The sequence below is a fragment of the Bradyrhizobium lablabi genome (genome assembly GCF_018129385.1).
Lineage (GTDB): Bacteria > Pseudomonadota > Alphaproteobacteria > Rhizobiales > Xanthobacteraceae > Bradyrhizobium > Bradyrhizobium lablabi_C.
On sequence record NZ_JAFCLN010000017.1, the window covers coordinates 156,567 to 170,095 of the forward strand.

Sequence of the window (13,529 nt, forward strand, 5' to 3'; positions counted from 1 at the left end):
GCGAAGAGTCTCACCATTCCTTGCGGCACCTTGAAAGATTGTGCATTACGGTGACAAGTGCACTTAATTCAGCCGCAGCGGACGCCAACTGCCCTCGCGAAGCGCAGGACATTTATTGAATGCACTGTCACCGTAACTCTTCTTTCGACACCAAGAATATGCGAAGAGCTGCTGGCATTGCCGCTTCCTATTTCGTCGCGCGCGAGAAACTCCCGGAGAGCGCTTGACTTGGGACGAGAGGACATGGCTCCGGAGCACGATCAATGGAAGGATGCGGTTCGAAGGCCGGGTAGTTCACGGTAAAGCGAATGTCCCCAGCAACTGACGGTTCGAGCCCGCGATAGAAATCCCCCGGTCCGGTCAGGTTTGCTATGATCCACACCTGCCGCATGAAGAACTGAAAGGGTTGGAAGAAGCCCAGCCGGTTTATATCCAGATAATAGTTGAAGCGTACAACCCCGCCCTTTGCCGCGACCGTCCCATATGGGTCAGGGCGTATGTCGCTCGTGTTTCGATATTGAGCCCCAAACGAACGAAGCAACGCGTGCGATGCCGCCACCCTCTCGTAGACAGAAGGATTTCCATCAATCAGCCTTTCGAAGAGCTCATTGAAACGAGCCTGCGCTTCCTTGTTATTCGACGAAAAACTGCTGGGCGCTATTGACGACAGCTCCTTCGCTCGGCGCAAATAGTCGCGGTATTGAGCGTTCGATACCGGGCCAAAGGAGCATTCATCCTGCTCACCATTCGTAATATAGGTAAGCAACAACGGCGCGCCGTAGACGGTCGCAAGGCCCAGCACGATCGCTAACGGTATCCATTTGCGGACTTTCATGACGCACCGCGCAGAGAAACGATTGCGCCGAGCAGGCCGTGGAGATCGAGCCGCCGCGACTTTATCCGGACCTGAGGCGATGGAAGCCAAAGCTGAGCCGGAGTTTCGTCAGCCGGCCTGTCAACCATCATCTCGCCTCCGACTTCACACGCAACAGCGAATCCAGCAGTTCAACGTTCCAATGCCATGTCTAACTCAGATCGGCAGGCAAGTGAAGATTGCATAAAATTGTTCGGCGATTTTAGATTGATCTCTACACGTAACCTCAGTTCTATTACGGTGACAGTGCGCTTAATTACGTATTACGGGTGACAGTGCACTTAATTCCGCAGCGGACGCCAATAGCTTTCGCGAGCCGCAGGTCACAATTGAATGCACTGTCACCGTAATTCTGTCACCGTAATAATGGCAGGCGTCGCATCCCCTGCGTCAGGTTTCCGCTTTAATGCTGGCGAAACAGTCCCGCAAATAAGCCGCGAAGGGGCGCCGTCCTTCATCCTTGCTCCAATTGTCGATCGCCAGCCGAAAGGCGCCGATGGACATCATGGCGACGATGCGGAGTGCCTGCCGCCGCTTCGGCTGCGGCCACATCTCGCATAGTGTTTCGAATACGGCCTGCTCCTGCTGCGCGTATTTGGTGGCTTCGCGCGCGCGCAGGGTCTCGTTGGAGCGAATGAAGCGGTCGATCTCCATCATTTGTTTGCGGGCCGGAGCGCTCTCATAGGCGCCCGTGAGCTTGACCAGCGCATTCCTTACCGCGTCGAGCGGCGCTTGCTTCGTCGATTGCTCCAGGATGGCGCGTCGGATCAATTCCGCGAAGCCGCTCTGCCAGACCAGAATGATTTCTTCCTTCGACTTGAAATAATAGAAGAAAGTTCGGCGCGAGATCCCGGCTTGCTCGGCGATCGCTTCGAGCGTCGTGGCCGCATAGCCGTTTTGCAGGAACAGCCTGATCCCGGTCTCCGCGATGCGCCGCAACGTTTCCCGGCGCTTGCGCTCCCGCAGTCCCTCCTTTTTGGCAGGTGCGTCCGCCGCCGACGGTCTCGACACGAAACGGCCTCATTCAAAATTACACTGAGTGCGAATAAATTTCGCATCAAGTGCGAAGTTACTGCATGCCAAGCCGCGGGGCAAGGCTCGCCCCGGTGCGATGTCTGAAGGCAAAAAGCGAAGAGGATCAAATGACTGACAAGGACAGTCTGGTGAGCGGCCGGGATGCCGACGCCTCGCGCAGCGATTCTCAGGACACCGAGCCCGGTTTGCGGCAGTTGGTGGTCGACAATGAGAGGTGCATGCACCGCTCCGGCAATTTCGAACTTCGACGCCGGGCTCGCCCAAGTCACATCGCGATCATACGCGACGAAACCGGAGTACACCGGCGTCGCCGTTCTCTGGCAAGACCTCTTCGGGAGCAGCGAACGCATCATCGGGCAGTGCACGATCTGCGAACCGATCATCCCGCCGAGGTTCGCGTGGACGGCGCATTGCAAGCTTCGCATCCGGAAGCCCGCGAGCGCGGGTTCGCCGCTCGAAATCTCCCCCGCGCAGTCCAAGCACTGCGGTCGCCGTACCTCACCAATATTGGCGTCTTCGTCCTGCTGTGCGCCATCTCGTTTCACCCTTGCTTCAATTTGTCGGACATCATTTCCCGCAGCTTTTTGTGCCTCGGTGCCAAGGCGGCGTTCGTCGCCACCGTCGATCTCGTCGTCAACGACTGGACGCCGACGATTCAGGCCTTTCTGGCCGGCCGCCTGGCGCGCTGGATCGGCCTGAGTCTGCTGCTCGCGCTGCTGCCCGCGCTGACCGTCATTCGCGCCGGGATGCTGTCGAGGTTGCGGTCGTTGGCCGCAATCGCGCTTGTGTGGCTACGCGGAGCCGGAAAGTCCCTTTCGCAAAAGAGCACGCCTGGACAGAGGTGAACCGGACGCCGCTTGCGACACGGCACAAATAACCGCCCACAGGATCGTTACTTCTAAAATTACACTGAGTGTAATAATTGTATCGGGTGCAAGGTTGCACTTGATGGGAGTAATCGGATGTCGGGTTGGCGTGCCAGCGATATTCCATCGCAGCAGAGGCGATCTGCCGTCGTCACCGGTACGGGCGGTCTGGGCTACGAAGATGCGCTCGCCCTGGCGCGTGCCGGCGGCGAGGTGATCATCGCCGGCCGAAATCCCGCCAAGGGCGCCAATGCCATCGCGCGAATCCGATCTCGTCAGCCGAATGCGAATGTGCGCTTCGCGTTGCTGGATCTGGCGGATATTCGCTCGGTGAGGTCGTTCGGCTCCCGCTTGCGGGCCGAACGCGACAGCCTGGACCTGCTCATCAACAATGCCGCCGTGATGACGCCGCCCACGCGGCAAGTGACGCCCGATGGTTTCGAATTGCAGTTCGGCACCAACTACCTCGGCCATTTCTCGCTGACGGCCGAACTGCTTCCGCTCCTGCGAAAGGGCAGCGCGCCGCGCGTCGTCAACGTTTCCAGCGTGGCCGCGCGGGCCGGAGCGATCGACTTTGAAAACCTTCAGGCGGAGCGCAGCTACAAGCCGATGCCGATCTACAGCCAGTCTAAGCTGGCAAATCTGATGTTTGCGTTCGAGTTGCAGCGTCGGAGCTCGGCAGCCGGGTGGGGGATCACCAGCGTTGCCGCCCATCCCGGCGTATCGCGCACCGAATTGATTCCGAACGGCGCCGGCAGGATCAGCCTTGCCGGCCTCGTGCGAACCTTCCTGTGGTTCCTGTTTCAGCCGCCGGCGCAAGGCGCGCTGCCGACGCTGTTCGCAGCGACCTCTCCGGACGCCGTACCCGGCGGCTATTATGGTCCGGACAAGCTCGGAGAAACGCGCGGTTCGCCTGCGGTGGCGCGCGTGCCGCCGCAAGCCGACGACGACGCCGTGGCATCGCGTCTGTGGGATGTTTCGGCACGATTGACCGGCGCGAACTTCGCGCTGCCATGATGCCGCATCGCATGCACACAAACCTTGTGTACGCCGCATACGGTTGGCTGGTCTTCATCGGCACCGGGCACTTTGCCGTCGATGTGGTCTCGCAATATCTGCGGGGCAAGCATCCGCCCGGCGTCGAAGTGTCGTTGTATTACGGCCTGCACAGCGCCTACGCGCTGGGCCAGGTGGTGTTCGGCATCCTCGCACTCTGGATCGCCTCGCACTCGGTCAAGCTGCTCGACCAGTGGACGGCCGTCATGGTCAGTCTCGCCGCGACGTCCGGCTGGGTCGTGATCGGTTTTCTCTTCATGGAACATTGGGAGCCGAAGGTCGCTGTCGCAGCGTTCGGGCTGCTTGTGATCGCCGCCGCGGCGACGGCTTGAGTGCACTCGCTCGGATCGAGCGTGATCATCGCCACCTGGCCTGGCAACAGGCGAAATTCGCGTTGGGGAGCGCAAAGAAGATGAAGCGATGGATGTTGGGGCTCGGGACTTGCTGGCTCCTGCTTGCCGTTCCCGTCACGGCGGCGGCCGATGGCGATATTCGCGCTTCATACGCCATAACGTTCACCGGCCTGCCTTTCGCGAACGCGACGTTTGACCTGGCGGTGCGCGGCAATGTCTACACGGCTCGCGTCAGCTATCAGACCTCCGGCGCGGCCAGGCTGTTGCGCGATGCAGCGGGGGTGGCGACGTCCAACGGCGCCTACACCGGCGGCCGTTTCGTTCCGGCCGGCTTCGATCTCGAATATCGCAATGGCCGGCGCAGGCAAAAGGTCGCGCTCGGCATCGCCGAGGGCGTCGTCAGGACGATGATGGTCGATCCGCCTCTCGAGTTGACGTCCGATCAGCTCCCGATCGAAGCCAGGCACCTGAGCGCGATAGCCGATCCCTTGAGTGCTCTGCTCATCTCGGCGGTGAGGGTCGAGAACAAGACACAAGTCGGGGCCTGCGATCGTACCCTGTCGATCCTCGACGGCTTGCGGCGCTACGATGTCAGGCTCGAGCCGCAGGCAACCGGCACCACCAGCCAGAAAGGCTTTGCGGGACCGACGGCGGTTTGCCGCGTTGTGCTGAAACCCCTGGCTGGGATGATGGGCGCTGGAGAAAATTCGAGGGCGGCAAATGCCGATGAGAGTCAGATTGATGTCACATTCGGCCGCGTCAACGTACTCGATCTTCACCTGCCGATGTCGCTGCAAGCCCGAACGCAATATGGTGCCGTTAGCGTCACCTTGACGGAATTCACGGATGGAAGTTCGCCACCCGGTACTTCCAGGCAAAATCGAGCAAATTAAGAGACGGCGGCGTGCAGTGATTATCCGGGCGGCTAACGGAGCCCCTCCAGCCGTTGGCGACGCAGGGCCGATGCTGTTCGGATGGGTGTGACAATTTCAGCACGACGTGCAAATCAGTTCTGATTATCAGAATTCGTGTCAAGGCCCCCGCGCGAAAATATTTCGCTTAACATGTCGGGCAAATCACTGGCACAAGTCCGCCCGTCTCGCGCCCGCCAGAGGGGCGTTTCGCCATCGTCACGACACGTGGGGCGCGGGATTGCGATGGACGCGGTGGCTTCACTCGGCGATTGAAGCCAAGGCGTACGGTCAAGTCGTGTGGTTCTGACGCCGCGGATACTGGCGTCAAGTTCGTGGGAAGCCTCGCGCCTCTCACGGGCGACGGTGACAACGAGTTCGCCCCGCCGGGAAGATCACGAAGTAAGCCGTAACACCATTGCGCAGGGGCTGTCGGAGTGTTCTCCGCTTCACCTGTATGTTCGTGTGCATCTTTTTGCTTGCGCAACTAGGCACACGAAACCGCGGGTGCAGCGCGCACCCGGCACCCCTGCGCCCTCTCTCTGGAGGGGAGCAAGGAGATCGCACAGCCCGGGCGTATCAGCGCCGCGGGATTGCTTATGCGCGTCATGGTAGGGCCAGCGTTTCAATCAATGAGTTCGTCGAGCAACACCGCCTCGGAAAGACCCCTACTCCGCTGCCTGCTCCAGCGGGGCCACACGCGGCAGGATCATCTGGATGCGGGTGCCGGCTCCCGGCTCGGAATCAAGGTCGAGGCGGCCGCCGAGGCGCGTGGTCACGATGCTGTAGACGATATGCAGCCCGAGACCCGTGCCGCCCTGGTCGCGGCGCGTGGTGAAGAAGGGATCGAAGGCGCGGCGCCGCACGTCCAGGCTCATGCCGACGCCGTTGTCGGAGAAGATGATCTCGACATTGTCCTTGCCGGACGCACGTACCTGGATGTCGACCGTGCCCGCCTTGCCGTCCGGAAACGCGTGCGCCACCGCATTGAGAAACAAATTGGTCAGCACCTGGCCGTAGGGGCCGGGATAGCTGTTCATGGTGAGGTTGGGCTGGCATTCGACGTTGAGCGTCAGATTGTGCTTGCGCAAGCCCGGCCGCAGGCTCATCACGACCTGCTCGGTGAGATCGCCGAGGTCGAACACGCGCTGGTCGGAATAGTTGCGATCGGCGGCGACCTGCTTGAACGAGGTGATCAGCTCTGCGGCGCGGTTGAGGTTGGCGACGAGCTGCGCGGAGGCGTCGCGGCTGGTCTGAAGATAGTCGTTGAGGCTGGAGCGGCGCAAATTGCCACGCTCGACCTCGCCGGCAAACACCGCCGTCTTGCGCTCGAGCGCGGACGCCACCGTCAGGCTGATGCCGACGGGATTGTTGACCTCGTGTGCGATGCCTGCCACCAGCCGTCCGAGAGCTGCGAGCTTTTCCGCCTCGATCAGCGAATTCTGGGTCTCGCGCAGATTGCGCAAGGCGGCCTCGGCGGCATCGCGCGCCTTGCGCATCTCCTGTTCGCCGCGCTTGCGGTCGCCGATGTCGAGTGCGACCGTGACGATATTCTCGATCTCGCCGTCGGCATTGAGCAGCGGCAGCTTGTTCACCAGCCATTGCCGCATATTGCCCGCGGAATCCTTGTACTCCTCCTCGTAGAAGCCGAGCTCCCTGCTGCCCGCCAGCACCCGCTTGTCATGTTCGTCGGTCTTGGCGGCGCCATAGCGCGACATCAGATCGCCGGTGGTGCGCCCGATCGCCTCGTTGGGCTCCACGCCGAAAATGCCCGCCATGTAGCGGTTCATCAGGACGTAACGGAGGTCCTTGTCCTTGACGTTGATGACCGCGGGCACGGTGTCGATAACCTGCTGAAGCAGGCGCCGGCCTTCGGCGATGGCGTCTTCGGCGCGCTTCTGGTCGGTGATGTCGCGCACCACGCCCTCATAGCGGGTAATCTCGCCGGCCTCGTTGCGCACCGCGCTGGCGCTGTCGGACAGCCACAGGATCGTGCCGTCGCGCGCCTGCACCTGGTATTCGAATTCGCGCACCATGCCGTCGCGCTGCATCAGGTGCTGGTATTGCTCGCGCGCGGACGGATGCAGGTAGACGTTGGTGGCGACATCCTTGATGCCGTCGATCAGATCCCTGGGCGTGCCGTAGCCCATCATCCGCGCCAGCGCCGGATTGGCGTCGAGCAGATCGCCGCCGGGCGTCGTGACATAGATGCCGTCGACCGAGGATTCGAACAGTTTCCGGTAGCTCTCCTCGGCGAGCCGCTGCTCGGCGAGCGCCTTCACCGCCGCTTCGCGCGCGGCATCGGCATCGACCAGGGTCTGGCGGAACACCTCGGCGGCGCGTGCGATGTCGCCGATCTCGTTGTCGACGTCGATCGCCGGGATGCGCGTGCTCTTCTCGCCGCCGGCCACCGCGCGGATCGCGGTGGCGATCCTGGCGAGCGGACGCACCGTGCGCCGGACCACCAGCAGCGCCGCGAACACGCCGATGATGACGCCGGCCGTTCCGAGCACGATGCTCTGCCATCTCGCCTCCGCCAGCGTCCTCGCAAAATCGCGCGACAGGATATGGCCGCGCTGGGTAGCTACCTGGCGCAGGAGCTCGGTGACGCGCTGGATCAGCCTGCCCTCGGTGCCGAGCACCTCCCTGTCGATATCGGCGATCTGCCGTTCCCGGACCGCGATGGCGACGATCGCTTCCGCATAGCCGTCGACGGCCCCGCGCAGCGCCGGATCGGAAATCTGCAACCGCCGCATGCCCTCGGCCGCCACCTCGGCAGCCGAGGGATTGCGGGCCAACAGGGCCGTGGCGATCCGGCTTTGGATCTCGAACAGGGTCGACTTCAGGTCCGGATCGGAGCTGGCGGCGACGGCTGCGTCGAACTTTTCGCGCAAGGGCGGCAGGGCGACGATCAGATCGGCGCGGCGGCTGATCAGGGCGGAAATCCGCTCGATGCCCCCGCGATAGGTGGCAAGGCGTTCGGTGACGCCGTCGATCATGTCCTGCTGCTCGGGCGCAAGCTCGATCCGGGTCTTCTTCAAGACGTCGGCCAGCGCCGTGACGGCCTCGGCGACCTGGTTCGACTGCGTGCCGGGTTCAATGACGAAGTCGCGCGCCGCCAGCCGCAATTCGTTCATGCGCCGGTCGATGTCCTCCGCAAGGTCGCTGACGCTCTGTAGCCGCTGCAATTCGCCGAAGGTCTGGCCGATATGGCGGATGGCGATCACGCTGGCGGTCGAGGTGATGATGATCACCGCCAGCACCAGCAGGAAGCTGCCGAAGGTCAACTGGCCGATCGAGAACGCGAACGAGCGCGTTTTCGGGGAATTCGGCTGCGATTCGGCGGACATGATGATGATGCGACCGGGCTAAAAACGGCAACAATATACGCTGGATTTCAGGCTGGGGGTAAACGCAGAAAACCAAGGTAAAGCGGGCCTTTGCGGCCGGCCTGTGGCGGCGGCCTCTTATCCCGTTCATCGTTAACCCTCAATATCGAAAGCCGCCATACCTGCCTCAATCGGCGGTGATGCCGGCCTCCTTCACCACCTTGGCCCACAGCGCAACATCCGACTTGATGATGTCGGCAAAGGCGGCCGGCGGCGCGCTCCTGGCCTCGCATCCGGCCATGTCCAGCTTCTGCTGGACCTCCGGGGTCGCCAGCGCCGCCTCCAGCGCCGTGCTGATTTTGGCAACCACCGGCTGAGGCGTCCCCGCCGGCACCACCACCCCGAACCAAGGCGTCACCTGGGCCTCGGCAAACCCCTGCTCGGCCAGCGTCGGCACGTCGGGGAAATATTTCGAGCGGCCGTCGCTGATGGCGCCGATGACGCGGATCGCGCCGGTCTGCACCTGCGCGATCGCCTGGTTGGCGGACAGGAAGGTCGAGGTGATCAGGCCGCTGGCGATGTCGGGCACCATCTGCGGATAGCCGCGATAGCCGATGCCGGTAACGTCAATGCCGGCCAGCTTTTTGAACAGTTCAAAACCGAGATGGCCGGTCGAGCCCTTGCCGGGATGGCTGTAGTTCAGCGTGCCCGGCTTCGACCTGGCGAGCGCCACGAACTCGCCGACGGATTTGACCGGCAGCGACGACGGCACAATGAAGAAATTCGGCGCACGGCAGATCTGCCCTACCGGGACATAGTCCTTCACAGGGTCCCAGCGGAGGTCCTTGGCAAGGGCCGGGCTGGCCGTGAAGAAGGTCGTCACCAGCAGCCACGTGTAACCGTCAGGCGCGGAGCGTGCGACTTCCTCGGCCGCGATCGAACCGTTGGCGCCGGACTTGGACTCGACCACGATCGAGCCCTTCCACTGATCCTGCATCGGCTGGGCGATGATCCGTGCGAACACGTCGGCGACACTGCCCGGCGAATACGGAATGACGATGCGGATCGGGCGGGTGGGAAAGTCCTGCGCGATGGCCGGGGCGAGCAATGCCAGCCACGCGCCAAACATGATGCCGATACGCCAGCCGCTCATGGTGCGTCCCTGCCCTGTTTTTGTTCGTTCGGGACAGGATGCCGGTAATCCACCAGCCCAGCAAGACCGGGCTATTTTCGCGAGGCGAAATCCGCCTCACGCCATTGCGGCCTTCCGCTGCGGGATCGTCATCGCCGCAACGCCGACGACGACGCAGGCAAGCCCGACCCCGACGGTCGGGCTCAACTGCTCGCCAAGGAACACCACACTCGCCGCAACGCCGATCGGAACTCGCAAATAGGCCTGTGCAGTGGCGCCGACCGATCCCAGCGTCTGGATCAGGCGGAAATAGATCACGAACGCGAACGCCGTGGAAAACACCGCGAGCGCCAACAGTGCGAGCAGCGAATTCATCGATGGCGCCAGCGTCCACGGCCGGTCCACCACAACGCTCAGCGGAATCAGGACCGCGGCGCCACAGAGCAGTGAACCCGCGGCCGGCGCCATCGGATCGAGATCCCTAAAGGCGCGGCCGAAGATCGCCGCACCGGCGTAGCACACGGCGGCCAGCAACAGCGCGATCTGCGCCGCCAGTTGTTCGCCCAGTCCCGCCAACGCCTGCACGCCGACGATCAAGCAGATGCCGACCATCCCCGAGACCACGCCGACCAGCTTTCTGAATGTCACCGCCTCGTGGCGGGTGATGGCGAAGGTCAGGAAAAACGTGAATATCGGCGCGGTCGAGTTGAGGATGGTGGCGACGCCGGCATCCAGCGCCCGTGTGCCCCAGGCTACCATCGTCCACGGAATCACGCTGTTGAGGCAGGCCTGAAACAGGAAGCGCCGCCAGTTCGCAGCATCGACCGGCAATGCAATGCCGCGCCAACGCATGATCGCAACCAGTAGCAGCCCGGCAATTAGCGTGCGGCCCGCAATCAACGTCACCGGCGGAATCGTCGCCACCGCGATCTTCAAAAATGTGTAGGACGCTCCCCACAGCGTCGCGAGCGCCAGCAGCAGCGCCAGTTCGCTCGCGATGGCAGGGTGCCGCTGGGCCTCGTTCATATCCATAACCCGGTCTTGATCGATGTCAGGACCGGATATTACCGGCTTTCGATGTCGCGATACTTCGCTATGTGTCGAACCGTGCTAACCGACCGCGCTGACGTCGAACACGTCGCCGTCGTAGCCCGCCTCCAGCGGAATGCGCAGTTGGCGGCCCTTTTCGGTCTTCGTCATGACCGGCGTCACCGTCACCACGCTCTTGCCCCGGCTATCGTCGAGCGCGGCTTTCACGCTTTCCTGCTTGCCGAGTTTGATCAGGTTGCGGGTGGTCGGGAACGGCAGCTTGAAGCGCCCGGTCCCCCCGCCCTCCAGCGCTTCGCGCGGCGACACCCAGATCGAATCGGTGGATTCCTTGCCGTCATGCGCCCCGAGCTGTTCCGGCGGCGCGGCGGCGAGGAAGAACCAGGTGTCGAACCGCTTTGGCATGCCTTCCGGCGTGATCCAGTGCGCATAGGGCATCAGTTCGTCGAGCGCCAGCAGCATGCCGTTGTCGCTCAGCACCTTCTGGAAACTGATCTTGCCCTCGCAGAGCTCGGCGCGGTGCGCGGCCTCGATTTCGCTGGCGTGCCTGGCATCGATCAGCGACGTCGAGCCCTTCGGCCGCGCCAGCAAGATACCGCTCTCCTCAAAGGTCTCGCGCACAGCCGCGATGCGGAAGGCGAGTTCGCTCGCCTCTAACCCCTCACCGCCCGAATACAGCGAGGGGCTTGCGATGATCTCGTTGTCGCCCTTGTCGACGCTGCCGCCGGGAAACACCAGCGCGCCTGAGTTGAAGTCGATCTCATAATGGCGGACCATCATGAAGACCTCGATTTCCTTGCGCTCGCTACTGTCGCGCAGCAGCAGGATGGTGGATGCCGGACGCGGTTTTGCGATTTCGGCCATGAACTAACCCGCCGCGCTTGATTGCGGTTGCAGATTAGCGCGGCGGTCGTAGCGCGCCACGCGCGACAGCAAATAATCGACTTCCGCCTTCGCGGTCGCCGTGATGGTCGCGCCAGGCTTGCGCTGGGCGCTGGAAGAGATGATGCCGCGCTTCTGTAGCACATATTTGCGCACCGAGAGGCCGGCGCCCGGCTGCTGCTCGTAGCGGATCAGCGGCAGGTGCGCGTCGAACAGGTCATGCGCGGCATCGCGCTTGCCTTCCTTCGACAACTTCACGACGTCGATCAGCAGCTCGGGGAAGGCGTAGCCGGTCATCGCACCGTCGGCGCCGCGCTCCATCTCGAAATCGAGGAACAGGCCGCCATTGCCGACCAGGATGGACAGCTCGCGCAGTGAGCCGTCCTTCTGGAAATTGCGCAGCGTCGAGATTTTTTCCAGCCCCGGCCAGTCCTCGTGCTTGAGCATCACGCAGGACGGACTGTCCATCACGATCTTGCGGATCACGGCGGGCGTGAAGATCACCGACAGCGTCAGCGGATAATCCTGTAGCACCCAGGGAATGTCGCCGATCGCTTCCTGCGCCTGCTTGAAATAGCCGATGATCTGGTCGTCGGTGCGCAAGGATGGCGGCGGTGCGATCATCACGCCTGCGGCGCCGGCATCCATCGACGCCTTGGCGAGCGAACTCATCGAGGCAAAGCCCGGCGCGGAGACGCCGACGATCACCTGCATGTTCTTCGCGCGCTTGACGAAGCGAACCGCCACCTGCTCGGCCTCGGCCGCATCCAGCTTCGGCGCCTCGCCGAGGATGCCGAGCACGGTGACGCCGTCGCAGCCGACCGAGGCGTAGAAATCGGTCAGCTTGTCGATCGATTTTTCGTCGATCCGGCCGTCGTCATGAAACGGCGTCGGCGCAATCGCGAACGTGCCTGCGGCCTTGGCGGTGAGCTTGGTCATGTGTGCCTCTCTGTTTCGGTCATTCCGGGGCACGCGAAGCGTGAACCCGGAATCTCGAGGTTCCGGGTTCGATGCTATCGCATCGCCCCGGAACGACGGTTACTTAAATCTCCGCGCCGATTTCTTGATGTCCTCTTCGGAGAAGAAGATTTCGTTGGCATGGGTGACGATATCCTCGGCCTTCCACCCCGTGAACGGCGGCGTCCAGCCTTCCATCTCCATCATCCGCATCTCGCGCACGCCGCGGGGGCCGGAGACGCCGAGAACCTTGCCGGTCTGTTCGCCGGAGAGGTCCGAGACCATGTATAGCACGGCCGGCGCGATTCCGTCCGGCCCCAGGGCCGCGCCGGGGTTCTCCTTATAGCGCGGCAGGTCTGCTGTCATGCGGGTCAGCGCGCCCGGCGCCAGCGTCCATATCCGGATGTTGTACTTGCGGCCCTCGATCGCCAGCACGTTCGAGAGGCCCCAGATGCCGCCTTTGGCGGCGCCGTAATTGCTCTGGCCGAAATTGCCGATCAGGCCCGAGGTCGAGGCGGTGTTGACGATGACGCCGCCGCCGTTCTCGCGCATCCATTTGAACACCGGCTGGGTGCAGCAGAAGGTTCCCTTGAGGTGCACCTTCATCACCTTGTCCCAATTGGCCTCCTTGGCCTTGGCAAATGTCTCGTCGAGCAGGATGCCGGCGTTGTTCACCAGGATGTCGGCACGGCCGAAATTCTTGATGGCGTCGTCGAACACGGACTGCCCGCCGGCCATGGTCGAGATGTCGGCGCCGTTGGCAACCGCGCGGCCGCCTTCGGCCTTGATCGCGTCGACCACCTTTTGCGCCATCGACGTGTCGGAACCGGAGCCGTCCCGGGGACCGCCGAGGTCGTTGACCACGACCGACGCACCCTCGCGGGCGAACAGTTTTGCATAGGCCTCACCGAGCCCGCCGCCCGCGCCGGTGATGATCGCGACCTTGCCATCGAGTAATCCCATCGTGTCTCTCCCTTTAATCGCTCGTACTCTTACCTCGCCCCGCTTGCGGCAGGGCTATCGCATATGACTGAGAATAGCCAAGAGGAAGGCGTTGTCCCAGCCGGCGCGCTTGATTTTGCGGCGC

General features: G+C 62.9%; 12 protein-coding genes. 4 read left to right on the forward strand and 8 right to left on the reverse strand.

Annotated features, from left to right (window positions below):
• Positions 1-187: 187 nt before the first annotated feature.
• Together JQ628_RS26630 and JQ628_RS26635 are read right to left on the reverse strand one after the other, a co-directional pair.
• Positions 188-835 (reverse strand): hypothetical protein, encoded by a 648-nt coding sequence (locus tag JQ628_RS26630; protein ID WP_212227061.1) that lies wholly within the window; start codon positions 833-835, stop codon positions 188-190.
• A gap of 429 nt (positions 836-1,264) precedes the next feature.
• The gene (locus tag JQ628_RS26635; RefSeq protein ID WP_212227063.1) at positions 1,265-1,885 is read right to left on the reverse strand and encodes a TetR/AcrR family transcriptional regulator; all 621 of its coding nucleotides are present in this window, start codon (positions 1,883-1,885) and stop codon (positions 1,265-1,267) included.
• Between the two features lie 131 nt (positions 1,886-2,016).
• Between JQ628_RS26635 and JQ628_RS26640 the strand changes: the two genes are divergently transcribed.
• The 4 genes from JQ628_RS26640 to JQ628_RS26655 all read left to right on the forward strand — a co-directional run bounded on the left by JQ628_RS26640 (position 2,017) and on the right by JQ628_RS26655 (position 5,077).
• Positions 2,017-2,754, forward strand: coding sequence for a hypothetical protein (locus JQ628_RS26640; RefSeq protein ID WP_212227065.1), 738 nt, complete (start codon positions 2,017-2,019; stop codon positions 2,752-2,754).
• A 117-nt stretch (positions 2,755-2,871) separates the two neighbouring features.
• Positions 2,872-3,792, forward strand: a complete 921-nt coding sequence (locus tag JQ628_RS26645; protein WP_212227067.1) for an SDR family oxidoreductase — start codon at positions 2,872-2,874, stop codon at positions 3,790-3,792.
• An 11-nt stretch (positions 3,793-3,803) separates the two neighbouring features.
• Positions 3,804-4,163 (forward strand): hypothetical protein, encoded by a 360-nt coding sequence (locus tag JQ628_RS26650; protein WP_212227069.1) that lies wholly within the window; start codon positions 3,804-3,806, stop codon positions 4,161-4,163.
• On the forward strand, positions 4,097-5,077 hold the full coding sequence (locus tag JQ628_RS26655; RefSeq protein ID WP_212227072.1) for a DUF3108 domain-containing protein: 981 nt from the start codon (positions 4,097-4,099) through the stop codon (positions 5,075-5,077). Before JQ628_RS26650 ends, JQ628_RS26655 begins: the two co-directional genes overlap by 67 nt.
• A 686-nt stretch (positions 5,078-5,763) precedes the next feature.
• On the opposite strand, the gene JQ628_RS26660 is transcribed toward JQ628_RS26655, so the two are convergent.
• The 6 genes from JQ628_RS26660 to JQ628_RS26685 all read right to left on the reverse strand — a co-directional run bounded on the left by JQ628_RS26660 (position 5,764) and on the right by JQ628_RS26685 (position 13,405).
• Positions 5,764-8,445, reverse strand: a complete 2,682-nt coding sequence (locus JQ628_RS26660; protein ID WP_212227074.1) for a PAS domain S-box protein — start codon at positions 8,443-8,445, stop codon at positions 5,764-5,766.
• 166 nt (positions 8,446-8,611) lie between these two features.
• A complete protein-coding gene (locus tag JQ628_RS26665; protein WP_212227077.1) occupies positions 8,612-9,577 on the reverse strand; it encodes a Bug family tripartite tricarboxylate transporter substrate binding protein in 966 nt (321 codons plus the stop codon).
• Between the two features lie 96 nt (positions 9,578-9,673).
• Positions 9,674-10,582 carry a DMT family transporter gene (locus tag JQ628_RS26670; protein WP_212227079.1) on the reverse strand — a complete coding sequence of 303 codons (909 nt, stop codon included), beginning with the start codon at positions 10,580-10,582 and terminating at the stop codon, positions 9,674-9,676.
• An 84-nt stretch (positions 10,583-10,666) separates the two neighbouring features.
• Positions 10,667-11,467: an NUDIX hydrolase gene (locus tag JQ628_RS26675; RefSeq protein ID WP_212227082.1), complete on the reverse strand. Its 801-nt coding sequence runs from the start codon at positions 11,465-11,467 to the stop codon at positions 10,667-10,669.
• A gap of 3 nt (positions 11,468-11,470) precedes the next feature.
• Positions 11,471-12,424, reverse strand: coding sequence for a dihydrodipicolinate synthase family protein (locus tag JQ628_RS26680; protein ID WP_212227083.1), 954 nt, complete (start codon positions 12,422-12,424; stop codon positions 11,471-11,473).
• A gap of 99 nt (positions 12,425-12,523) precedes the next feature.
• The gene (locus JQ628_RS26685) at positions 12,524-13,405 is read right to left on the reverse strand and encodes an SDR family oxidoreductase (protein ID WP_212227085.1); all 882 of its coding nucleotides are present in this window, start codon (positions 13,403-13,405) and stop codon (positions 12,524-12,526) included.
• Positions 13,406-13,529 lie beyond the last annotated feature (124 nt).